Below are 22619 nucleotides of genomic sequence, written 5' to 3' on the forward strand. Positions count from 1 at the left end.
CCCGGGCCGGGCGTTCGTCACCGGGCCGTCGCCCGAGGGGTCTACTTCACGACCGTCAGCGGCAGGAGTTTCTTGCCGGTCGGGCCGATCTGGATGTCCAGGTCGAGCTGCGGGCACACGCCGCAGTCGAAGCACGGCGTCCAGCGGCAGTCCTCGACCTCGGTCTCGTCGAGCGAGTCCTGCCAGTCCTCCCAGAGCCAGTCCTTGTCGAGACCGGAGTCGAGGTGGTCCCAGGGAAGGACCTCCTCGTACGTCCGCTCACGGGTGGTGTACCAGTCGACGTCGACGCCGAAGCCGGGGAGCGTCTTCTCCGCGCTCCTCATCCACAGGTCGTAGCTGAAGTGCTCGCGCCAGCCGTCGAAGCGGCCACCGGACTCGTAGACCTCGCGGATGACGGAGCCGACCCGGCGGTCACCACGGGACAGCAGGCCCTCGACGATGCCGGGCTTGCCGTCGTGGTAGCGGAAGCCGATGGAACGGCCGTACTTCTTGTCGTCGCGGATCTTGTCCCGGAGCTTCTTCAGCCGGGCGTCGGTGTCCTCGGCGCTGAGCTGCGGGGCCCACTGGAACGGCGTGTGCGGCTTGGGCACGAAGCCGCCGATGGACACGGTGCAGCGGATGTCGTTCTGACCGGAGACCTCGCGGCCCTTGGCGATCACGTTGACCGCCATGTCGCCGATCTGGAGCACGTCCTCGTCGGTCTCGGTGGGCAGGCCGCACATGAAGTACAGCTTCACCTGGCGCCAGCCGTTGCCGTACGCGGTGGCGACCGTGCGGATCAGGTCCTCCTCCGAGACCATCTTGTTGATGACCTTGCGCATGCGCTCGGAGCCGCCCTCGGGGGCGAAGGTGAGACCGGACCTGCGGCCGTTGCGTGTCAGCTCGTTGGCCAGGTCCACGTTGAAGGCGTCGACGCGGGTCGAGGGCAGCGAGAGGCCGATCTTGTCGTCCGTGTACCGGTCGGCGAGGCCCTTGGCGATGTCACCGATCTCGGAGTGGTCCGCGGAGGAGAGCGACAGGAGGCCGACCTCCTCGAAGCCGGTGGCCTTGAGCCCCTTGTCCACCATCTCGCCGATGCCGGTGATGCTTCGCTCCCGTACGGGGCGCGTGATCATGCCGGCCTGGCAGAAGCGGCAGCCGCGGGTGCAGCCGCGGAAGATCTCCACGGACATCCGCTCGTGGACGGTCTCGGCGAGGGGGACGAGCGGCTGCTTGGGGTAAGGCCACTCGTCGAGGTCCATGACGGTGTGCTTGGACACGCGCCACGGCACACCGGACCTGTTGGGCACGACGCGGCCGATGCGGCCGTCGGGGAGGTACTCGACGTCGTAGAAGCCGGGGACGTAGACGCCTCCCGTCCTCGCGAGGCGGAAGAGCACCTCTTCGCGGCCGCCGGGCCGGCCCTCGGCCTTCCAGGCGCGGATGATCTCGGTGATCTCCAGGACGGCCTGCTCGCCGTCGCCGATGACCGCGCAGTCGATGAAGTCCGCGATCGGCTCGGGGTTGAACGCGGCGTGGCCGCCCGCAAGCACGATCGGGTGATCGACGGTGCGGTCCTTGGACTCCAGCGGGATGCCCGCGAGGTCCAGGGCCGTGAGCATGTTGGTGTACCCGAGCTCGGTGGAGAAGCTGAGACCGAACACGTCGAACGCGCCGACGGGCCGGTGGCTGTCCACGGTGAACTGCGGCACCTCGTGCTCGCGCATCAGCTCCTCGAGGTCCGGCCACACGCTGTACGTGCGCTCGGCGAGGACGCCCTCGCGTTCGTTGAGCACCTCGTAGAGGATCATGACGCCCTGGTTGGGGAGCCCGACCTCGTAGGCGTCCGGGTACATGAGTGCCCAGCGGACGTCGCATTCGTCCCACGGCTTGACGGTGGAGTTCAGCTCACCGCCGACGTACTGGATGGGCTTCTGCACATGCGGGAGCAGAGCTTCGAGCTGCGGGAAGACCGACTCGGCAGACATCTGTGGACCTTCGTAGCTGGCAGGGGTGACCATCAAGCGTAACCCGGTGCTCAGCCTTTCAGCGCCGCGCGCAGTCCTGGGCGTGACGCCCGGGCCCACACCTCGGGCAGTTCGCGCTCCCGCGCCGCCGCCGTCGCCTCCTCCCGGCCGTGGAGCAGACCCCAGGTGAACGCGGACTCACCCGCGCCGTGCGCCTGGACCGCCAGGGTGCGCAGGGCGGCCCGGGTCACCACGCTGTCCTGGTGGTCACCGAGGACCGACTGCACGGACTTCACCCTTCCGGCGAGCCTCTTGGCGGGCTTTCCCAGGGCCGGCGCGGCGGCCTCGGCGGCGTAGCGCACCCGCTTGGCGGCCTTGCGCGCTTCATGCATGGCCACGTCGCGCTGCTCGCCCGGCGGCTGTTCCAGGGCGTGCCCGACGCGTGCGGCGAGGCGTTCGTAGTCCTTGAGCACGGCGCGGGGCAGTACGTCCTTGGGTGCGCGGGCGGCGGCGGGGAGCAGCGGCGGGTCGGCGAGTACGGCGTCCAGGGCGTCCAGCAGGGCCAGGTAGCGCCCGTCGTCGAGCACGGAGGTGACCCGCCGCCGCGTGCCGGCGCGCCTGGCGACGGAGGTGAGCTTCAGCCGGGCGCTCACGGGGCCGAGGAGCAGGGGGTCGGGAAGCCCGGCCAGGTGGGAGCGGAGCCGTGCGTCGAGGACCTCCTGGTCGCGGTCGGCCCCGAGCTCGGCGGCGAGCCACTTGAGCTCGTCGCGGAGCGGGTCGGTGACCGTCCGGTCGAGCACGGTGCGGTACGTCCTGAAGACGCTGCGCAGCCGCCGGGTGGCCACCCGCATGCGGTGCACGCTGTCGGGCAGGTCGCGGCGCACGGCGGGGTCGAGCGCGACGACGGCCTCGACCTGCCGGCGGACGTAGGCGAGTACGTGGTCGCCGGCGGTGCGCGGGGCCCGCGCCTTCTTCGTCTCCTTCTTCCTCGTCCGCCGCTCCTCGCGGGGGGCGGTCTCGGCCAGGGCCCTGGACAGCTTGGAGGGCGCGGAGGAGGGCCGGACGCCTGCCTTGCGCAGCCGTCGCTCGACGGCGTCGAGGACGGCCGGGTCGCCGTCGTCGGCCAGCTCGACCTCCATCTCGGTCCACGCCGAGGTGGTGCCGTGGCCCTGTTCCGTGAGGCGCTCCGCGAGGACCTCGTCGATGCTCACCTCGGCGAGCAGGGCGCCGTGCTCGTCGAGGAGGTGGTGGACGTCCCGGGCGGAGAGGATCCGCACGACGGGGGCCACCGGGGTGTTCCGCACGCGGGAGCGGAGCAGGTCGCCGAGGGCGGGCGGCAGGACGTCGCTGAGCGGGGCCTGGATCTCGTCACGCACGCCTGGGGAGACAGGGACCTTCAGGTGCCACCCCTCGTCCTCACCGCCCGTTCTGCGGCGCAGCGTGAGGGATCCGGCGGCCAGGCGGAAGTCCTCGGTGTCGTAGTAGACGGCGTCGAGTTCGCTCAGGCCGCGGTGGACGACGGCCGAGACCCCGGCCGCACGGGTCAGGTCCGGCAGCCGGGTCTCGGGAGTCGCTTCGTACTTTCGCTCGACCTCACGCTTGGAGTCCGCCATAGGACGAATCTATCCGCGATGTCCGTGGGTATGCAGGGCGCGGGGAAGTACTCAGGCCGACATCGGCCGTTGCACCTTGATCGACTGGAGCAGTCCGATCGCCACCCAGACGGCGAACATCGACGACCCTCCGTACGACACGAAGGGCAGCGGGAGCCCCGCCACGGGCATGATCCCGAGTGTCATCCCGATGTTCTCGAAGGACTGGAAGGCGAACCAGGCGATGATGCCGGCGGCCACGACCGTCCCGTACAGCTCGGTCGTACCGTGGGCGATACGGCAGGCGCGCCAGAGGATGACGCCGAGCAGGATGATGATCAGCCCGGCTCCGAGGAAGCCGAGCTCCTCGCCCGCCACGGTGAAGACGAAGTCGGTCTGCTGTTCGGGGACGAACTGGCCCGTCGTCTGGGACCCGTTGAAGAGCCCGGTGCCCGTGAGCCCGCCGGAGCCGATGGCGATGCGGGCCTGGTTGGTGTTGTACCCGACGCCGGCCGGGTCGAGCGCGGGATTGGCGAAGGCGGCGAACCGGGCGATCTGGTAGTCGTCGAGCAGTCCGAGCTGCCAGACGGCCAGGGCGCCGGTGGTGCCCGCGCCGAGGAGCCCGAAGACCCAGCGGTTGGACGCTCCGGAGGCCAGGAGCACGCCGAGCACGATGACCGCCATGACCATGACGGAGCCGAGGTCGGGCATCAGCATGACGACGGCCATCGGGACGATCGCCAGCGCGAGTGCCTTGGCGACCGTGCGGTGGTCGGGGTGGGGCTGGTCGCCGGCGTCGACGCGGGCGGCGAGCAGCATCGCCATCACCAGGATGATGGTGATCTTGGTGAACTCGGAGGGCTGGATCGAGAAGCCTGCCGGGAGCTTGATCCACGCGTGCGCGCCGTTGATCGTGGTGCCGAGCGGGGTGAGCACGGCCATGACCAGCAGCACCGAGATGCCGTAGAGGACCGGGACGGCCCCGCGCAGGGTGCGGTGGCCGAGCCAGATCGTGCCGATCATCAGGGCGAGGCCGATGCCGGTGTTCATGGCGTGCCGGAACAGGAAGAAGTACGGATCGCCCTGGGTGAGGTGGTCGCGGTTGCGGGTCGCGGACCAGACGAGCAGCGCACCGAGGAAGGAGAGCGCGAGGGCTGCTCCGAGCAGCGGCCAGTCCAGCCGCCGGGCGACGGAGTCGCGAGCCGTCAGCTTGGCCCAGGAGCCCTGCTCGGGGGCGTACCGGGCGACGGAGAATCCACCTGCCATCAGGGCCGCCTCCCGGTCGTCGCCGGTGACCCGGTGAGCCCTGGCTGGCCCGCGGGCTGCGGCACCAGGATCTCGGGATCGGCCTGCCGGCCCTCGGGCTTCACCGGCGCCGGGTTGTACGGCTTGACCTTCGGGGCGCGGATCGAGCCGTCGGGCTGGATCTTCGGCAGCGCCGTCTGGGGCTTGGGCAGCAGGGCCCTCTTCACGTCCTGGTTCCCCTCGGCGTCGAGTCCGTAGATCGCGTCGTAGATCTTGCGGACGGCGGGCCCGGAGGCGCCGGACCCGGTGCCGCCCTGGGAGATCGTCATGACGATCGTGTAGTCGTCGGTGTAGGTCGCGAACCACGAGGTGGTCTGCTTGCCGTAGACCTGCGCGGTACCGGTCTTGGCGCGCATCGGGATCTTGTCCTGCGGCCAGCCGCCGAACCGCCAGGCGGCGGTGCCGCCTGGCTCGACCACCGAGCGCAGGCCCTTGTCGAGATCCTTGACGGTCTTCGCGCTGATCGGCAGCTTCCCGGCGGGCTTGGGCTCGATCTCGTGGACCGTCTTGCCGTCGGGGCTGATCACGGCCTTGCCGACGGTGGGCGCGTAGAGGGTGCCGCCGTTGCTGATCGCGGCGTACGCGGTGGCCATCTGGATGGGCGTGACGAGGACGTCACCCTGGCCGATGGCGTAGTTGATGCTGTCGTACGCCTTCAGCTGGTTGCCCTCGAGGCAGCTCTCGTAGGCGATCTGCTGCACGTAGCTGCCGCCCTTCTTGCCCTCCTTGCACCAGGCGTCCTTGTTCGCCTTCCAGAAATCCTGCTTCCACTGCCGGTCGGGGATGCGTCCCTTGACCTCGTTGGGGAGGTCGATACCGGTCTCGGCGCCGAGCCCGAAGTCGCGGGCGGTCCGGTAGAACCAGTTCTTGGCGTCCTTCTTCGGCTTTATGCCGCCGTCGTGCACCCACTCCTCGTGGCCGAGGCGGTAGAAGACGGTGTTGCAGGAGTACTTGAGCGCGTCTCCGAGGGTGATGGGGCCGTGGCCCTGGGACTCGAAGTTGGCGAAGGTCTGGCTGCCGAGGCTGTAGGAGCTGCTGCAGTTGTAGCGGTCGTCGAAGTCGTAGCCGGCCCGCACGGCGGCGCTCGCCGAGACCACCTTGAAGATGGATCCGGCGGGCGCCTGCCCCTGGATGCCCCGGTTGAGCAGCGGGTAGTTGGACTTCTTGCTGGTGAGCTTGGCGTACTGCTTGCCGGAGATCCCGCCGACCCAGTCGTTGGGGTCGTAGTCGGGCTGGGAGGCCATCGAGACGACGCGGCCGGTCTTCGACTCCATCACGACCACGGCGCCTGAGTCGGCCTCGTACTTACGGCCGGTGATCTTGTCGGTCTCCTTGCGGACGGTCTTCATCGCCTGGGCGAGTTCGTACTCGGCCACCGCCTGGACCCGCGCGTCGAGGCTGGTGACGAGGTTGGAGCCGGGCACCGCCGGGTCGTTCTCCGCCTCCCCCATGACACGGCCGAGGTTGTCGACCTCGTAGCGGGTGACGCCCGCCTTGCCGCGCAGCTCCTTGTCGTAGGTGCGTTCGAGGCCCGAGCGGCCCACCTGGTCGGAACGCAGGTACGGCGACGGGCCGTCCTGCGCCTTCTGGATCTCGTCGTCGGTGACGGGCGAGAGGTAGCCGAGGACCTGTGCGGTCTTCGCCTTGGCCGGGGCGGTGTAGCGGCGTACGGCGGTGGGTTCGGCGGTGATGCCGGGGAAGTCCTCGGCGCGTTCGCGGATCGTGAGGGCCTGCTGGGTCGTGGCCTCGTCGGTGACCGGGATCGGCTGGTAGGGCGAGCCGTTCCAGCAGGGCTGGGGGGTCTTGGCGTCGCAGAGGCGGACCTTGTCCCTGACGTCCTTCGCCTTCATGTCCAGGACCTCGGCGAGCCGGGTGAGTACCCCGACGCCGTCGTCCTTCATCTTCAGCAGCTCGGTGCGGCTGGCGGAGACCACGAGCCGGGTCTCGTTGTCAGCGAGCGGCACGCCCCGGGCGTCGAGGATCGAGCCGCGCACGGCGGGCTGGACGACCTGCTGCACCCCGTTGCCCGCCGCTTCGGCGGTGTACTCGTCGCCGTTGCGGATCTGGAGGTACCAGAGCCGGCCACCGAGCGTCAGGAGCAGCGAGAAGACGAGCACCTGGATGATGACGAGACGGATCTGGACCCGCGGGGTCCGGCCGGTCTCGGGAATGTTGCTCACTGGGTGCCCCCCGTGGTGGTGGGCCGGCCGGCGTCGCGGGGGCGACCGCCCCCGGTCCTCGTCCGGTGCGTCGGGCTCACAGTCGTTTGACCCCCTTGATCCTTCCGGCGCGCGCGGCGCGGCCGCGCGCCGCCCTCAGCCGCATCCCGTTGCGCTGGCCGCCGATCCTCAGACCGGTGCCGGAGGCCAGCCAGCCGGCCGCTACGTCACCGCTGCCGGTGTCGGCGACCGGGTCGTTCACCGTGCGTCTGGCGAGAGCCATGATCAGCGGAACGGTGAACGGCGCGAGGAGCAGGTCGTACACGACGGCGGTGACCAGCAGGCTGCCCAGGCCCACGTGGCGGGCGGCCGTGTCGCCCACGAGTGCTCCGACGCCCGCGTACAGCAGGGTCGATCCGATCGCCGCGGCGAAGACGAAGGCCATCGGGGTGAACGCCGACTTCAGCTGGCCGTTCTCGGGGCGGGCCATGCCGGCGAGGTAACCGATGACGCACAGCACCAGGGCGTAGCGGCCGGCGGCGTGGTCGGCGGGCGGCGCCAGGTCGGCGAGGAGGCCCGCGCCGAAGCCGATGAGCGCGCCGCTGACGGGTCCGTACACGAAGGCGAGTCCGAGCACGACGAGGAGCAGCAGGTCGGGCGTGGCTCCGGGCAGCTGGAGCCGGGCGAGTACGGACACCTGGATGACGAGGGCGACCACGACCAGGGCGACGGAGAGCAGAGTCCTGTTGATGTGCATGGGTGCGCTCTATTCCTCGTCGTTCGCCGCGTCACCGGCGGCCGTGTCGGCGTTGCCGGTGGCGTCCGGTGAGGCACCCGGGGAAGCGGATGCGCCGGGCTTCTCGTTGACGTTCCCGACGACCTTGCCGCTGCCGTCGACGAGGTCGCCGTTCGGCTGGACGGTGACGGTGACGGTCGGAGTGGGCTTGGGCTTCTCCGGTTTCCTGGGCTGCGCCGGGAGGACCATGTCGCGGGGGTTTTCGCGGGGCGCCTGGACGACGATGCCCACGATGTCGAGCTTGGTGAAGCCGGCGAACGGGCGGACGTAGACGGTCCGGGTCAGGTCTCCGCCCGAGGGGTCGACGCGGACGACCTCGCCGACCGGCACCCCGGGGACGAACGGCTTGTCCTTGCTGGATCCGAAGGTGACCAGCCGGTCGCCCTTCTTCACGTCGGCCTTGCCGTTGAGGAACTGGACCGAGAGCGGCCTGGACCCCTGCCCGGTGGCGAAGCCGAGCTCGTCGGTCTTCTCCAGCCGGGTGCCCACGGTGAAGTCGGGGTCGTTGGCCAGCAGGACGGTCGCGGTGTCGGGGCCGACGGTGGTGACCCGGCCGACGAGCCCGTCACCGTTCAGTACGGTCATGTCGCGCCGGAGGCCGTCCTTCGCCCCGGCGTCGATGGTGATGGTCCAGGAGAAGCCCTGGGCCGCTCCTATGGCGATGACCTGGGCGGCCTTGATGCCGTACTGGCCGGCTCCGGCGCTCTTCAGCATGCTGTCGAGCTGGCGGACCTTGCTGGTGTTGCGGTCGTCGCTGCCGAGCTTCGTCTTCAGCGCGGCGTTCTCGTGCTCCAGGGCCGCGATCCGGTCGTGCCGGTCACCGGAGTCCCGTACGGCGCCGATGGCGTTGCCCACCGGGTCCACCGCCGCCGCGACGCCGTTCTCGACCGGTCCGAAGACCGTGGCCGCGGCTCGCCGCGCTCCGTCCACCGGCGACTCCCCGCCACCGCGGATGTCCACCGTGATCAGGGCGAATGCGATGGCGATCAGCAGCACCAGGAGCAGCCGGCTCTCTCGTGTGTCCCTCACGTGCGGCGGCCGTGCCTTCCTCGTCGGAATGTTCGTGCCTGTATACCAACGTTCCGCCGTACGGGACGGCAGTGCCCGTACGGCGGAACATCGTGTTCTACCGTCGGGGCTGGGCGTCCAGGACCTGCTGGAGTGCCTCGAACTCCTCGACGCACTTCCCGGATCCGAGCGCCACCGAGTCCAGCGGGTCCTCGGCGATGTGGATCGGCATGCCCGTCTCGTGGCGGAGCCGCTCGTCGAGTCCGCGCAGGAGCGCCCCACCGCCGGTGAGAACGATGCCGCGGTCCATGATGTCGCCCGAGAGCTCCGGCGGGCACTTGTCGAGCGTCGTCTTCACGGCGTCGACGATCGCGTTGACCGGCTCCTCGATGGCCTTGCGCACCTCGGTCGCGGAGATGACGACGGTCTTGGGCAGCCCCGAGACGAGGTCGCGTCCACGGATCTCGGTGTGCTCGTCCTTCTCCATCTCGTACGCCGAACCGATCGTGATCTTGATCTGTTCGGCGGTGCGCTCGCCGAGGAGGAGGGAGTACTCCTTCTTGACGTGCTGGATGATCGCGTTGTCCAGCTCGTCGCCCGCCACCCGGATCGACTGGGCGGTGACGATTCCGCCGAGCGAGATCACCGCGACCTCGGTGGTGCCGCCACCGATGTCGACGACCATGTTGCCCGTGGCCTCGTGGACCGGCAGGCCCGAGCCGATGGCCGCGGCCATGGGCTCCTCGATGATGTGCACCTGGCGCGCGCCTGCCTGCGTCGACGCCTCGATGACGGCGCGTCGCTCGACCCCTGTGATGCCGGAGGGCACACAGACGACGACTCGCGGGCGGGCCAGGTAGCGGCGCTTGTGGATCTTGAGGATGAAGTAGCGGAGCATGCGCTCCGTGATCTCGAAGTCGGCGATGACGCCGTCCTTCAGGGGCCGCACGGCGACGATGTTGCCCGGTGTGCGGCCGATCATCTTCTTTGCCTCGGCGCCGACCGCCAGGATGCCGCCGGTGTTGGTGTTGATGGCCACGACGGACGGCTCGTTCAGAACGATGCCGCGCCCCCTGACGTACACCAGCGTGTTGGCAGTCCCGAGGTCGATAGCCATGTCACGGCCGATGAACGACATTGAGTTCCCCTTGTTCCCCATGAGGATGCGTCGGGCCTTCCCGAGAAGCGAAGAATGGCTTGTTCCAGGTAGGCGAGGGTTGGCGCTGCGGGCGTGGAAGCTTCCATCGTAGTGCCGTATGCACGGACACAGCGCGAGGGTCCTTCGCCGTGGCGGGTGGAACGGCTGCCCGTTCCACCCATGGTGACGTTACGTCGGGAGGATGGGTTCCCGCGATACGTGACCCTATGCCGAAGGGCGACCGAATTACTTCGGTCGCCCCAGGTCATGAGCGCTGATTGGCGGAGCCGAAGTCAGGAAAGGCCGGGAAAGAAAAGCTTGAGTTCTCGCTCTGCGGACTCCTCGGAGTCCGAGGCGTGGATGAGGTTCTCGCGGGTGATCGTGCCGAAGTCACCACGGATCGAGCCGGGCGCGGCGGCGATCGGGTCGGTGGGGCCGGCCAGGGCGCGGACGCCCTCGATGACCCGCTCGCCTTCGGCCACCAGGGCGACGACGGGACCGGACGCCATGAACTCGACGAGCGGCTCGTAGAAGGGGCGGCCCTTGTGCTCCCCGTAGTGCTGCTCCAGGGTCTCCTGGTCGAGGGTGCGCAGCTCCAGCGCGGTGATCGTCCAGCCGGCCTTGCGTTCGATGCGGCCGACGATCTCGCCGATCAGCCCACGCCGGACGGCGTCGGGCTTGAGAAGGACGAGGGTGCGCTGAGTCATGTGCGGCTCCTTGCAGACTTTCGGTGCGGGTGAGGGCGAGATTACAGGGGGCCGCGTACGACGACACGGCCGGGCTCACTCTGCGTCATCCCTGGGCCGGAGCCTGCGTGGTGTCCTGGTCCCCGGCCTGGGCCGCCCACCGCGCCTTCGCCTCGTCGATCCTGCGCCCGTAGTGCACCGAGGCCCACCACAGGGCACCGAAGATCACCCCGAGGACGAACATCATCGGGACGAAGAAGCCGCTCAGCACCAGCAGGACCTGGAAGGCCCAGCCCAGCTGTATGCCACCCGGCCGGGTGATCAGACCGCAGAGCAGGACGGACAGCAGCATGCCGACGCCGCAGACCGCCCAGACCGTGCCCGTGGACAGGCCGTCGGACTTCATGGCCACCAGTCCGGCGAAGCCGATGACGAAGAACTCACCGATCAGCGTCGATGCGCAGAGCGTACGCACAGGTCAGCGCCTTCCCATAAGCAGCCGGGCCTCGCCGACCGTGATCACGGATCCGGTCACCAGCACTCCGGCGCCCGCGTACTCGGCCTCTTCCTCGGCGAGGGTGATGGCCGCCTCCAGCGCGTCGTCCAGGCGCGGCTCGACCTGGACGCGGTCGTTCCCGAACACCTCGACGGCCACCGCGGCCAGTGCGTCGGCGTCCATGGCGCGCGGGCTGGAGTTCTGGGTGACGACGACCTCGGCGAAGATCGGCTCGAAGGCCTCCAGGAGACCCCGGACGTCCTTGCCGTCGCTCGCGCCCACCACTCCGATCAGCCGGGAGAAGCTGAACGCCTCGGAGATCCCCTCGGCTGCGGCGAGGCCGCCGGCCGGGTTGTGCGCCGCGTCCAGGACGACGGTCGGACTGGACCGGACGACCTCCAGGCGGCCGGGCGAGAGCACCGACAGGAAGGCCTTGCGGACCACGTCGGCGTCGAGGCTGCGGGCCTGCTCGGCGCCGATACCGAAGAACGCCTCGACGGCGGCGAGCGCCACCGCCGCGTTGTGCGCCTGGTGCGCCCCGTAGAGGGGCAGGAAGATGTTGTCGTACTCGCCGCCCAGTCCCCGCAGGGTCAGCAGCTGCCCGCCGACGGCGATCTCGCGGGAGACGACGCCGAACTCCATGCCCTCGCGGGCGACCGTGGCATCCACCTCCACGGCCTTCTTCAGCATGACCTGCGCGGCGTCGACCGGCTGCTGGGCCAGGATCACCGTCGCGTCCTGCTTGACGACCCCTGCCTTCTCACCGGCGATCTCGGCCGCGGTGGAGCCGAGACGGTCGGTGTGGTCCAGCGAGATGGGGGTGACGACGGCGACCGAGGCGTCGATGACGTTCGTCGCGTCCCAGGTGCCGCCCATGCCGACCTCGACGACCGCGACGTCGACCGGCGCGTCGGCGAACGCCGCGTACGCCATGCCCGTCAGCACCTCGAAGAACGAGAGCCGGTAGGGCTGCTGCGCGTCGACCATCTCGACGTACGGCTTGATGTCGTTGTACGTCTCGATGAAGCGCTCGGCTTCGACCGGGACGCCGTCCAGGCTGATCCGCTCGGTGATCGACTGGACGTGCGGGGAGGTGTAGCGGCCGGTGCGGAGCTCGAAGGCGCCCAGCAGGGCCTCGATCATGCGGGCCGTGCTGGTCTTGCCGTTCGTCCCCGTGATGTGGATCGAGGGGTAGGCGCGCTGGGGCTCGCCCAGCAGGTCCATCAGGGCCGCGATGCGCGTCACCGAGGGTTCGAGCTTGGTCTCGCCCCAGCGGCCGGCGAGCTCCTGCTCCACCTCGCGCAGCGCACGGTCGGTCTCGGGGTCGGCGGGGCGGTCGGGGACCGCTTCGCCCTGCGGAGGGCCCGACTGGGTGCGCAGCGTCCGGCTCCCGGCCTCGATCACCGCCAGGTCGGGGTCGCGCTGGGTCTCTTCGTCGACGATCTCCGCGAAGGTGTCGTCGGGATCTGACGCGTCGTGCCGGTCTGAAGGGCGGGGCTCACTCACAGGGCCAGTCTACGGATGGCCACGGACATCGCGCGCAGCGCCCGCTCCCGCGCCCGTCCCGGAGTACGGCGAAGCCCCCGCGCTCCCGGTCGGTCGGGGGCGCGGGGGCTCCGCACTCAGGTCATCAGCCCTTCGGCAGGTTCGCCAGCTGAGCGGCGATCCGGTCGATGTCCGCCTCGGCCTTGGCCAGCCGGCCACGGATCTTGTCGACCACGTTGTCCGGGGCCTTGGCCAGGAACGCCTCGTTCCCGAGCTTCCCGGTGGCCTGGGCCTTCTCCTTCTCGGCGGCGCCCAGGTCCTTCGTGAGGCGCTTGCGCTCGGCCTCGACGTCGATCGTGCCGGACAGGTCCAGGGCGACCGTCGCTCCGGCGACCGGCAGCGTGGCCGTGGCGTGGAAGCCGTCGCCTGCGGGCTGCAGGCGCAGCAGCTGGCGGATGGCCGCCTCGTGCGCCGCGAGCACCGTCCCGGTGACCGTCAGCTCGGCCGGGACCTTCTGACCGGGCTGGAGCCCCTGGTCGGAGCGGAAGCGGCGGACCTCGGTGACGACCTCCTGGACGAGCTCGATCTCCTTCTCGGCCGCGTCGTCGCGGAAGCCGCTGTCCTTCGGCCAGTCGGCGACGACGACGGACTCCTGGCCGGTGAGCGTGGTCCAGAGCTGCTCCGTCACGAACGGGACGATCGGGTGCAGCAGCCGCAGGGTGACGTCCAGGACCTCGCCGAGGACCCGTGCGGAGACCTTGGCCTGCTCGCCGCCCGCGAAGAACGTGGTCTTCGACAGCTCGACGTACCAGTCGAAGACCTCGTCCCACGCGAAGTGGTACAGCGCGTCGCTGAGCTTGGCGAACTGGAAGTCCTCGTAGAGCGCGTCGGCGTCGGCGACGGTCTTGTTCAGCCGCGACAGGATCCACCGGTCGGTGGCCGACAGTTTCTCGGCGGGCGGGAGTTCGCCCTCGACCGTCGCGCCGTTCATCATCGCGAAACGGGTGGCGTTCCAGATCTTGTTGGCGAAGTTGCGGGAGGCCTGGACCCAGTCCTCGCCGATCGGGACGTCGGTGCCGGGGTTGGCGCCCCTGGCCAGGGTGAAGCGGACGGCGTCGGAGCCGTACGTGTCCATCCAGTCCAGCGGGTCGACGACGTTGCCGAAGGACTTCGACATCTTCTTGCCGCGCTCGTCACGGACCAGCCCGGTGAGCGCGATCTTCTTGAACGGGGCCTCGCCGTCCATGACGTACAGGCCGAACATCATCATCCGGGCGACCCAGAAGAAGATGATGTCGTGGCCGGTGACGAGGACGTCGGTCGGATAGAACTTCTTGAGGTCCGGGGTCTCCTCGGGCCAGCCGAGCGTGGAGAACGGCCACAGGCCGGACGAGAACCAGGTGTCCAGGACGTCGTTGTCCTGCGTCCAGCCCTCACCGGTGGGCGGCTGCTCGTCGGGGCCGACGCAGACGACCTCGCCCTCGGGGCCGTACCAGACGGGGATGCGGTGGCCCCACCAGAGCTGGCGCGAGATGCACCAGTCGTTGAGGTTGTCGACCCAGTCGAAGTACCGCTTCTCCATCTCCTTGGGGTGGATCGCGACCCGGCCGTCGCGGACCGCGTCACCGGCGGCCTTGGCGAGGGTCTCGACCTTGACCCACCACTGGAGGGAGAGCCGGGGCTCGACGGTCGTGCGGCAGCGGGAGCAGTGGCCGACGGAGTGGACGTACGGGCGCTTCTCCGCGACGATCCGGCTCTGCTCGCGCAGCGCTCCGACGATGGCCGAACGGGCCTCGAAGCGGTCCAGCCCTTCGAACGGGCCGGCGACGGTGATGACACCGCGCTCGTCCATGACCGTCATCGACTCCAGGCCGTGGCGCTGGCCGATCGCGAAGTCGTTGGGGTCGTGCGCGGGGGTCACCTTGACGGCGCCCGTGCCGAACTCCGGGTCGACGTGGTGGTCGGCGACGACCGGGATGGTGCGGTCGGTCAGCGGCAGCTTGATCCGCTTGCCGATGAGGTGCGTGTAGCGCGCGTCGTCGGGGTGGACGGCGACCGCGGTGTCACCGAGCATCGTCTCGGCACGGGTGGTGGCGACGACCAGCGTCTCCTCGCCCTCGCCGTACTTGATGGAGACGAGCTCGCCGTCGTCGTCCTGGTAGTCGACCTCGATGTCGGAGATCGCCGTCAGGCAGCGCGGGCACCAGTTGATGATGCGCTCGGCGCGGTAGATCAGCTCGTCGTCGTACAGCCGCTTGAAGATCGTCTGGACGGCGGCGGACAGCCCCTCGTCCATCGTGAAGCGCTCACGGGACCAGTCGACACCGTCTCCGAGACGGCGCATCTGGCCGAGGATCTTGCCGCCGTACTCTTCCTTCCACTTCCAGACGCGCTCGACGAACTCCTCGCGCCCCAGGTCGTGGCGGGACTTGCCCTCCTCGCCGAGCTGCTGCTCGACCTTGTTCTGGGTCGCGATGCCGGCGTGGTCCATGCCGGGCAGCCACAGCGCCTCGTAGCCCTGCATCCGCTTGCGGCGGGTGAGGGCGTCCATGAGCGTGTGCTGGAAGGCGTGGCCGAGGTGCAGCGATCCGGTGACGTTGGGCGGCGGGATGACGATCGTGTACGGAGGCTTCTCGCTCTCCGGGTCGGCCGTGAAGTAACCGCGCTCCACCCAGCGCTCGTACAGCTTCCCCTCTACCTCGGCCGGCGCGTACTGGGTCGGCAGTTCGGGGGTGCTGGCTGGCTGCTGCGCTGCGTTCTCGGTCACGCGACACAGTTTAGGGGCGTCACAGTCGTGCATTGAAACCGGTTTGTTGAGTAACGGTGTACGACCGGATGCACTGAGTGGGCGCCGCTTCCGTCAGGATGTTCGGAACGCATAAGCATTCTGGAGGGGACAGCGCCATGAGCTACAACCAGCCGGGTCCGTACGGCGGACAGCCGCCGCAGGGCCAGCCCGGGCCTTACGGCCAGCAGCCGGGACCGTACGGGCAGCAGCCGGGACCCTACGGCGGCCATCCGCCGCAGGCGCCGCCGCAGGGCCAGCCCGGCTACGGCTACCCGCAGCAGGCCCCTCAGGGCGTCCCGCCGCAGCAGCAGCCCCCGCAGGGCTACGGCTACCCGCAGGGCCAGCAGCCGGGGCCGTACGGCCAGCAGCCGCCGCCCACCCCGCCGTACGGCGGCCAGCAGGCGTACCCCGGCATGCCTCCGCAGCCGGGCGCCCCGAAGAAGAAGACGGGGCTGATCGTCGGCGCGGCCGTGGTGGCGCTGGCGTTGGTCGCGGGAGGCGCCTGGTTCCTGACGTCGGGCGCCGGCAGCAGCGACGTCGCCGACTCCACCAAGGGGTACAAGCTCACACCGGCAGCCTCGGTGGACGACTACAAGAAGAGTGACAAGAGCTCCTCCTCGGACACGATGACGAGCAAGGAGAAGTCGGAGGCCGAGGCCCTGGGCATCAAGGACGCCCACAAGGCTGAAGCCCAGTACCAGAGCGGCGACCTGGAGAAGAACCCCCTCACGGCCAAGATGCTCATGATGTACGGCAACTGGGGCGAGGTCAGCGACCCCGCCAAGGCCCTCGACGGTATGTTCGCGCAGGCCAAGCTGGGCATGGCCAAGAGTGACAACGACGCCAAGACGTCCTTGGTCGGCAGTCCCAAGAGCGTCACGCCCGCGGGCTTCGAGGGTGCGCTCATGAAGTGCCAGGACATCAAGACGGTCAACGACCAGGCCGACGGCACTCCGGCCGGCGGCCCCAAGGAAATGATCATGCCCGTCTGCATCTGGGCCGACCACAGCACCGTCGCTGCGGTCGTCGGCGTCGACATCGGCGCCGCCATGACCAACAAGTCCATGTCGCAGGACGAGGTGGCGGCCCTCACGGCCAAGCTCTACAACACCTCACGCACCAAGATCTGATCGCGGCTCCACGCGAAGGGGCGCCCGGCCGGTGGCCGGGCGCCCCTTCGCGTGCGCGTCGTTATCGCTGCCGCTACGCGGACTTCTCGTGGCGGCCGCCGTCGTTCTTGCCGATCGTGCGCGGCTCGCGCGGGACCAGCGTCGGGTTGACGTTGTTGCGGACGACGTCCGGCGTGATGACGACGCGGGCCACGTCCTTGCGGGACGGCACCTCGTACATCACGGACTGGAGGACCTCTTCCATGATGGCGCGCAGCCCGCGCGCGCCCGTCTGGCGGAGGATCGCCTGGTCGGCGATGGCTTCGAGCGCCTCGCGTTCGAAGTCCAGCTCCACGCCGTCGAGTTCGAACAGGCGCTGGTACTGCTTCACCAGCGCGTTGCGCGGCTCGATCAGGATCTGGAGCAGCGCCTCACGGTCCAGGTTGTGGACCGAGGTCAGCACGGGGAGGCGGCCGATGAACTCGGGGATCATCCCGAACTTCACCAGGTCCTCCGGCATGACCTCCTGGAACTGGTCGCTCGCCTGGATCTCCAGCTTGGAGCGGATCGTCGCGCCGAAGCCGATGCCCTTGGCGCCGGCCCGCGACTCGATGATCTTCTCGAGGCCCGAGAAGGCGCCGCCGACGATGAACAGGACGTTCGTCGTGTCGATCTGGATGAACTCCTGGTGCGGGTGCTTCCGTCCGCCCTGCGGCGGCACGGAGGCGGTGGTGCCCTCCAGGATCTTCAGCAGGGCCTGCTGGACGCCCTCACCGGAGACGTCGCGGGTGATCGACGGGTTCTCGCTCTTGCGGGCGACCTTGTCGATCTCGTCGATGTAGATGATCCCGGTCTCGGCCTTCTTGACGTCGTAGTCCGCGGCCTGGATCAGCTTCAGCAGGATGTTCTCCACGTCCTCACCGACGTAGCCGGCCTCCGTCAGCGCCGTCGCGTCCGCGATGGCGAACGGGACGTTGAGCATGCGGGCCAGCGTCTGCGCGAGGAGCGTCTTGCCGGAGCCCGTGGGGCCCAGCAGCAGGATGTTGGACTTGGCGAGCTCGATCGCGTCGTCGCGATTCGCTCCGCCGCCGTTCTCCCCGGCCTGGACCCGCTTGTAGTGGTTGTACACAGCGACCGAGAGGGCCTTCTTCGCGGGCTCCTGCCCGACGACGTATCCCTCGAGGAACTCGTAGATCTCGCGCGGCTTGGGGAGTTCCTCCCACCGCACCTCGGAGGTCTCCGCGAGCTCCTCCTCGATGATCTCGTTGCAGAGATCGATGCACTCGTCGCAGATGTACACACCGGGTCCCGCGATGAGCTTCTTCACCTGCTTCTGGCTCTTTCCGCAGAACGAGCACTTGAGCAGGTCGCCGCCATCACCGATGCGTGCCACGAGGTGCTTCCCCTTCGCCTGGGAGCAGCCTGGTTCAGCGGCTCCTGGTGCCTCTATCCGACGGTACCTTGCCTGGCCCCCCGTTCGGGCCCCCCTTGGCACGGTTCACACGGCCGAAGCCGTGGAAACGGAATGTGCCAAGGGGAAAGACCGACGTCAGACGGACGCGCCTGCGGTGGTCTTACGGGTGGAGACAATCTGGTCCACCAGACCGTACGCGAGTGCGTCGTCGGCGGTAAGGATCTTGTCGCGCTCGATGTCCTCGCTGATCTTCTCCAGCGGGGTGGTCGAGTGCTTGGCCAGCATCTCCTCGAGCTGGGTGCGCATCCGCAGGATCTCGTTGGCCGCGATCTCCAGGTCGGAGAGCTGCTCACGGCCGGTCTGCGAGGACGGCTGGTGGATCAGCACACGGGCGTGCGGGAGCGCCATGCGCTTGCCCGGGGTGCCCGCGGCCAGCAGGACGGCGGCGGCGGAGGCCGCCTGGCCCATGCAGACCGTCTGGATGTCCGGCTTCACGAACTGCATCGTGTCGTAGATCGCGGTGAGCGCGGTGAACGAGCCGCCGGGGCTGTTGATGTAGATCGAGATGTCACGGTCCGGGTCCATCGACTCCAGGCACAGCAGCTGCGCCATGACGTCGTTGGCCGAGGCGTCGTCGATCTGGACGCCGAGGAAGATCACGCGCTCCTCGAAGAGCTTCGCGTACGGGTCGTACTCACGCACACCCTGCGAGGTGCGCTCCACGAAGCGCGGGACGACGTAGCGGTTGTCCACCTGCGGGCCGGTGTAGAGGCCGCTCGCGGAGGCGCCGGAGAGGTTGTTCATGTGGGTGTTCACCATCCTGGTGGCGTATCTGTGGGCTGGAGGTCTCGGCGTACGAGAGGGTGCGGGGTCGTGCACGCCCGGGTCAGGCGCCGGTGCCGCCGCCGCCCGGGATGCCCGACGCGACCGAGATGATCTCGTCGATGAGGCCGTAGTCCTTGGCCTCCTCCGCCGTGTACCAGCGGTCGCGGTCGCCGTCGCGGATGATCGTCTCCACGGTCTGGCCGGAGTGGTGGGCGGTGATCTCGGCCATCCGCGTCTTCGTGCGGAGCAGGTACTGCGCCTGGATCTTGATGTCCGAGGCGGTACCGCCGATTCCGGCCGAGCCCTGGTGCATGAGGATGTCGGTGTTCGGCAGGGCGAAGCGCTTGCCCGCCGTGCCGCCGGTGAGCAGGAACTGGCCCATCGAGGCCGCCATGCCCATACCGATGGTGACCACGTCGTTCGGGATGTACTGCATGGTGTCGTAGACCGCCATGCCGGCCGTCACCGAGCCGCCGGGGCTGTTGATGTAGAGGTAGATGTCCTTGTCGGGTTCCGCGGCAAGGAGCAGCAGCTGTGCGGTGATCTTGTTGGCGATGTCATCGTCGACCTGCTGACCGAGGAAGATGATGCGCTCGCCGAGCAGTCGGCTGTAGACCTGGTCACCGAGGCCTCCACCGAGGGACGGCTCTCCGGCGGCGTAGGGCATCAGATTCGTCACGTATCCACCTGCTCGTCTCTGACGGCTCCGGCCGTCTCAGCGTCTTCGTACCGGGTGGGCCGGGACTACCCGGCCCTTCCTCTTCATGGACCCTAACGCGCAGGTGGGACAACGCCATCCCGCTTCCCCAACTGTTCGCTTGGAGCGCAAGGTAAGCAGTCCGCACAAGGGTTCCAGGGGTGCGCCACCGGTGCGCGGGCGCCGGTACGACGGCGGGCCCCGGACGCGGTACGTCCGGGGCCCGCCGTGCGGATCAGATCAACGGTCGGAGCGGGGCTCAGGCCTCGTTCTTCTCGTCCTTCTTCTCGTCGGCCGCCTCGGTGTCACCCTCGGCTGCCTCGACCGTCTCGACGGCCTCGTCCGCGGTGTCCTCGTCGTCCTCGAGGTCGACGACCTCACCGTTGGTGTCGGTGACCTTGGCGGCCTCGACGACGACGGCGAGCGCCTTGCCGCGGGCGACCTCGCCGACGAGCATCGGCACCTGGCCGCCTTCGACGACGGCCTGGGCGAACTGGTCGGGGCTCATGCCGGAGGACTGCGCGCGCCGCATGAGGTGCTCGGTGAGCTCCTCCTGGTTGACGTTCAGCTTCTCCTTGTTGACGAGCTCGTCAAGGATGAACTGGGTCTTGATGCCCTTGACGGCCTGCTCGGAGGTCTCGTTCTCGAACTCCTCCAGGGTCTTGCCCTGGATCTCGAGGTACTTCTCGAGGTCGAGACCCATCTGGCCGAGCTGGTGGTGCTCGAGGTTGTGCTTGCGGGTCTGGACCTCGTCCGCGAGGAGCTTCTCGGGGATCGGGACCTCGGCCAGCTTCAGCAGCTCCTCCAGGACGCGCTCCTGGGCCTGCGTGGCCTGGTCGTACTGCTTGGTGTTCTCGAGGCGCTTGCGGCTGTCCTCGCGGAGCTCGGCGAGCGTGTCGAACTCGCTCGCCATCTGCGCGAAGTCGTCGTCCAGCTCGGGCAGTTCGCGGGAGGCGACGGCGGTGACCTTGACGGTGACCTCCGCCTCCTTGCCCTCGGCGGAGCCGCCCTTCAGCTCGGAGGTGAAGGTGGCCTCGCCACCCGCCTCCAGGCCGGTCACGGCCTCGTCGATGCCTTCGAGGAGCTCGCCGGAGCCGATGGTGTACGAGACACCCGCGGCCACGCCGTCCTCGAGGACCTCTCCGTCGACCTTGGCCTCCAGGTCGATCGTCACGACGTCGCCCTCGGCGGCGGCGCGCTCGACGGGGTTGGTCGAGGCGAAGCGCTCGCGGAGCTGCTCCACGGCCTTCTCGACCTCTTCGTCGGTCACTTCGAGTGCGTCCACGGTGACCTCGATGCCGGAGTAGTCCGGGATCTCGATCGTGGGACGGACATCCACCTCGGCGGTGAAGGCCAGCAGTTCGCCGTCCTTGAGCTCGGTGATGTCAACCTCGGGCTGGCCCAGAACGTTGAGCTCACCCTCGTTGACAGCCTCGGTGTAGAACTTCGGAAGGGCGTCGTTGACGGCCTCCTCCAGCACAGCACCACGGCCGAACCGCTGGTCGATGACGCGGTTGGGGATCTTGCCCTTACGGAAGCCCTTCACCGTGACCTGCTGGTTGATCTTCTTGTACGCCGCGTCGAGGCTGTCCTTGAGCTCCTCGAAGGGCACCTCGATGCTGAGCCGAACCCGAGTCGGGTTCAGGGTCTCCACGGCGCTCTTCACGGTTCGGTCTCCTTGGTGGCTGACTTCTTGGGGTTCTGCTGGGCCGCCGAGAGGCGGCTTCGCGGATCGAGCCCGGTACATCAGACACACGGGCACGCAATTTGCATAGTAACGGCAAGGTGGAGGACTCCCACAATGCGATCTTGCTGGTGGTCGGGGTGGCCGGATTCGAACCGACGACCTTCCGCTCCCAAAGCGGACGCGCTACCAAGCTGCGCCACACCCCGTCGGTGCGACACGAAGGGTACATGCCGGAGAGCGCCGCGTCGGCCGCTTCGCACAGGCCGTCACCGAGCCCGGCACCGGGTCACGCCGATACGGGTGTGCGCGCACCGTCCCCGACCCGCTACGATGCTGTCCGTACGGCGGTCCACCGGACCTGCGGTGCGCATGTGCGGGCGTAGCTCAATGGTAGAGCCCTAGTCTTCCAAACTAGCTACGCGGGTTCGATTCCCGTCGCCCGCTCCAACGGCTCAGGGCCGGACGGAGGATTCTCCCTCCGTCCGGCCCTGAGTGCTTTCCGTCAGCCGGCCCGCCCGTCACCCCGGGGGCAGGGCGTCCCGCACGGCCTTGGCGGAGGCTGCCGGGTCATATCCCTCGGGGACGCCGTCGACCAGGATGATGTCGCCCTCGATGTGCCGCGAGCGCAGCGGCGCGATCTCCTGGTAGGCGGGAGAGTCCCACCAGGCCCGCGCCTCGGCGATCCCGGGGAAGCCGAGCAGGACGACGCTCCCCGGCCAGCTGCCCTCCTTGACCTCGTGCTGCTCGAAGTGCACCAGGAAGGTCCCGCCGTACCCCTCGAGGGTGGCGGGGAGGCGTTCGATGTACTCGGCGATGTCCGGGTGCGGTGCGGCCTCTCGCAGATGGGCTATCGCGTAGGCGGGCATGGCGTCCTTCCGGTCGGCTGGTCTCCGTGGACCGGGAGCCTGGCACGCCCGCGGACCGGGGTCGATGACCTCGGGGGTAATCGGCGGCCGTCCGGACGGGGGCGTGCGGCTCGGCCACAGCGGGCCGGCGCGTGGCTGCGACCCGGTCGGCGGTCGTCCGCGCAACCGGGTTCCGCCCCGTCGGCTCAGAAGCTGATCTGGTTGATCGTGTCGGCTATCGAGTTCATGAATCTGTTGATCGACGGCGCCATGCCCGTCGAAGCCAGGAAGAAGCCGAAGAGCACGGCGACGACCGCCGGCCCGCCCTTGATGGATCCGCCGCGGATCAGCACCACCAGGACGATCCCCAGCAGAAGCACCACAGACAGTGAAATGGCCACGACTGATCACACCCTTGGTCGGTCCGCCTTGCCGGCCCGGTGGCGTGCGGCCCGGCACACCTCCGTCGCGCCCATCGTGCCACCAACTCCCCTGCGGCTGCTGCCGGGTGAAGAGGAGAGATGGCCGGATCGCGCCATCCTCATGCCCACCCGCGACCGGATACAACCCCACGGACGCGGCGCCCGGCGGAGGCGGCACGGGCGGGGCGGATATCTGTGCGCCCGCTGTGCGCAGGGGAGTT

General features: G+C 69.1%; 18 protein-coding genes and 2 tRNA genes. 2 read left to right on the top strand and 18 right to left on the bottom strand.

Annotated elements, in window-relative coordinates; translation table 11 throughout:
• Nucleotides 1-41: 41 nt before the first annotated feature.
• From ACHFIV_RS26370 to ACHFIV_RS26420, 11 genes are all read right to left on the bottom strand, one after another.
• Nucleotides 42-1967, bottom strand: coding sequence for a TIGR03960 family B12-binding radical SAM protein (locus tag ACHFIV_RS26370; protein WP_398973855.1), 1926 nt, complete (start codon nucleotides 1965-1967; stop codon nucleotides 42-44).
• A 50-nt stretch (nucleotides 1968-2017) separates the two neighbouring features.
• Nucleotides 2018-3559, bottom strand: coding sequence for a CYTH and CHAD domain-containing protein (locus tag ACHFIV_RS26375; RefSeq protein WP_398973858.1), 1542 nt, complete (start codon nucleotides 3557-3559; stop codon nucleotides 2018-2020).
• 51 nt (nucleotides 3560-3610) lie between these two features.
• Entirely contained in the window at nucleotides 3611-4804 is a 1194-nt protein-coding gene (rodA, locus tag ACHFIV_RS26380) for a rod shape-determining protein RodA (protein ID WP_398973861.1), read from the bottom strand.
• Nucleotides 4804-7023: a penicillin-binding protein 2 gene (mrdA, locus tag ACHFIV_RS26385; protein ID WP_398973864.1), complete on the bottom strand. Its 2220-nt coding sequence runs from the start codon at nucleotides 7021-7023 to the stop codon at nucleotides 4804-4806. Before mrdA ends, rodA begins: the two co-directional genes overlap by 1 nt.
• Nucleotides 7024-7099: 76 nt before the next feature.
• Nucleotides 7100-7759, bottom strand: a complete 660-nt coding sequence (gene mreD, locus ACHFIV_RS26390) for a rod shape-determining protein MreD (protein WP_398973867.1) — start codon at nucleotides 7757-7759, stop codon at nucleotides 7100-7102.
• 9 nt (nucleotides 7760-7768) lie between these two features.
• Nucleotides 7769-8827 (bottom strand): rod shape-determining protein MreC, encoded by a 1059-nt coding sequence (gene mreC, locus ACHFIV_RS26395; protein ID WP_398973870.1) that lies wholly within the window; start codon nucleotides 8825-8827, stop codon nucleotides 7769-7771.
• A gap of 97 nt (nucleotides 8828-8924) precedes the next feature.
• Complete coding sequence (locus ACHFIV_RS26400) at nucleotides 8925-9944, bottom strand: rod shape-determining protein (RefSeq protein WP_391771832.1); 1020 nt, start codon at nucleotides 9942-9944, stop codon at nucleotides 8925-8927.
• A 293-nt stretch (nucleotides 9945-10237) separates the two neighbouring features.
• Nucleotides 10238-10651: a nucleoside-diphosphate kinase gene (gene ndk, locus ACHFIV_RS26405; RefSeq protein ID WP_014156293.1), complete on the bottom strand. Its 414-nt coding sequence runs from the start codon at nucleotides 10649-10651 to the stop codon at nucleotides 10238-10240.
• 85 nt (nucleotides 10652-10736) lie between these two features.
• Complete coding sequence (locus ACHFIV_RS26410) at nucleotides 10737-11105, bottom strand: DUF4233 domain-containing protein (RefSeq protein WP_398973874.1); 369 nt, start codon at nucleotides 11103-11105, stop codon at nucleotides 10737-10739.
• Between the two features lie 3 nt (nucleotides 11106-11108).
• Nucleotides 11109-12632 (bottom strand): bifunctional tetrahydrofolate synthase/dihydrofolate synthase, encoded by a 1524-nt coding sequence (folC, locus tag ACHFIV_RS26415; protein WP_398973877.1) that lies wholly within the window; start codon nucleotides 12630-12632, stop codon nucleotides 11109-11111.
• A 124-nt stretch (nucleotides 12633-12756) separates the two neighbouring features.
• Nucleotides 12757-15378 carry a valine--tRNA ligase gene (locus ACHFIV_RS26420; RefSeq protein WP_398973880.1) on the bottom strand — a complete coding sequence of 874 codons (2622 nt, stop codon included), beginning with the start codon at nucleotides 15376-15378 and terminating at the stop codon, nucleotides 12757-12759.
• Nucleotides 15379-15515: 137 nt separating this feature from the next.
• Between ACHFIV_RS26420 and ACHFIV_RS26425 the strand changes: the two genes are divergently transcribed.
• Nucleotides 15516-16529: a hypothetical protein gene (locus tag ACHFIV_RS26425; RefSeq protein WP_398973883.1), complete on the top strand. Its 1014-nt coding sequence runs from the start codon at nucleotides 15516-15518 to the stop codon at nucleotides 16527-16529.
• Nucleotides 16530-16602: 73 nt separating this feature from the next.
• Here ACHFIV_RS26425 and clpX read toward each other — a convergent pair whose 3' ends face one another.
• The 5 genes from clpX to ACHFIV_RS26450 form a co-directional block, all read right to left on the bottom strand.
• Entirely contained in the window at nucleotides 16603-17901 is a 1299-nt protein-coding gene (clpX, locus tag ACHFIV_RS26430) for an ATP-dependent Clp protease ATP-binding subunit ClpX (RefSeq protein WP_033299392.1), read from the bottom strand.
• Nucleotides 17902-18057: 156 nt separating this feature from the next.
• On the bottom strand, nucleotides 18058-18741 hold the full coding sequence (locus tag ACHFIV_RS26435; protein ID WP_104785645.1) for an ATP-dependent Clp protease proteolytic subunit: 684 nt from the start codon (nucleotides 18739-18741) through the stop codon (nucleotides 18058-18060).
• 67 nt (nucleotides 18742-18808) lie between these two features.
• Entirely contained in the window at nucleotides 18809-19414 is a 606-nt protein-coding gene (locus ACHFIV_RS26440; RefSeq protein WP_031091967.1) for an ATP-dependent Clp protease proteolytic subunit, read from the bottom strand.
• 289 nt (nucleotides 19415-19703) lie between these two features.
• The gene (gene tig / locus ACHFIV_RS26445; RefSeq protein WP_398973888.1) at nucleotides 19704-21110 is read right to left on the bottom strand and encodes a trigger factor; all 1407 of its coding nucleotides are present in this window, start codon (nucleotides 21108-21110) and stop codon (nucleotides 19704-19706) included.
• 150 nt (nucleotides 21111-21260) lie between these two features.
• Nucleotides 21261-21337, bottom strand: a tRNA-Pro gene (locus ACHFIV_RS26450).
• A 167-nt stretch (nucleotides 21338-21504) separates the two neighbouring features.
• Between ACHFIV_RS26450 and ACHFIV_RS26455 the strand changes: the two genes are divergently transcribed.
• Nucleotides 21505-21578, top strand: a tRNA-Gly gene (locus ACHFIV_RS26455).
• Between the two features lie 71 nt (nucleotides 21579-21649).
• Here the strand turns inward: ACHFIV_RS26455 and ACHFIV_RS26460 are convergent.
• Together ACHFIV_RS26460 and ACHFIV_RS26465 are read right to left on the bottom strand one after the other, a co-directional pair.
• Nucleotides 21650-21997 (bottom strand): DUF1330 domain-containing protein, encoded by a 348-nt coding sequence (locus ACHFIV_RS26460; RefSeq protein WP_398973891.1) that lies wholly within the window; start codon nucleotides 21995-21997, stop codon nucleotides 21650-21652.
• A gap of 185 nt (nucleotides 21998-22182) precedes the next feature.
• On the bottom strand, nucleotides 22183-22377 hold the full coding sequence (locus tag ACHFIV_RS26465; RefSeq protein WP_073746901.1) for a hypothetical protein: 195 nt from the start codon (nucleotides 22375-22377) through the stop codon (nucleotides 22183-22185).
• Nucleotides 22378-22619 lie beyond the last annotated feature (242 nt).

This window comes from Streptomyces sp. ALB3, from assembly GCF_044385685.1.
In the GTDB taxonomy this organism is placed as follows: Bacteria; Actinomycetota; Actinomycetes; order Streptomycetales; family Streptomycetaceae; genus Streptomyces.

Bases quoted from the DNA above. Each gene is read 5' to 3' on its own strand.
- ACHFIV_RS26425 (WP_398973883.1), top strand. From the start codon at position 15,516: ATGAGCTACAACCAGCCGGGTCCGTACGGCGGACAGCCGCCGCAGGGC.
- ACHFIV_RS26400 (WP_391771832.1), bottom strand. From the start codon at position 9,944: ATGTCGTTCATCGGCCGTGACATGGCTATCGACCTCGGGACTGCCAAC.
- ACHFIV_RS26370 (WP_398973855.1), bottom strand. From the start codon at position 1,967: ATGTCTGCCGAGTCGGTCTTCCCGCAGCTCGAAGCTCTGCTCCCGCAT.
- ACHFIV_RS26435 (WP_104785645.1), bottom strand. From the start codon at position 18,741: ATGGTGAACACCCACATGAACAACCTCTCCGGCGCCTCCGCGAGCGGC.
- rodA (WP_398973861.1), bottom strand. From the start codon at position 4,804: ATGGCAGGTGGATTCTCCGTCGCCCGGTACGCCCCCGAGCAGGGCTCC.
- mreD (WP_398973867.1), bottom strand. From the start codon at position 7,759: ATGCACATCAACAGGACTCTGCTCTCCGTCGCCCTGGTCGTGGTCGCC.
- ACHFIV_RS26375 (WP_398973858.1), bottom strand. From the start codon at position 3,559: ATGGCGGACTCCAAGCGTGAGGTCGAGCGAAAGTACGAAGCGACTCCC.
- ACHFIV_RS26440 (WP_031091967.1), bottom strand. From the start codon at position 19,414: ATGCCCTACGCCGCCGGAGAGCCGTCCCTCGGTGGAGGCCTCGGTGAC.
- ndk (WP_014156293.1), bottom strand. From the start codon at position 10,651: ATGACTCAGCGCACCCTCGTCCTTCTCAAGCCCGACGCCGTCCGGCGT.
- ACHFIV_RS26460 (WP_398973891.1), bottom strand. From the start codon at position 21,997: ATGCCCGCCTACGCGATAGCCCATCTGCGAGAGGCCGCACCGCACCCG.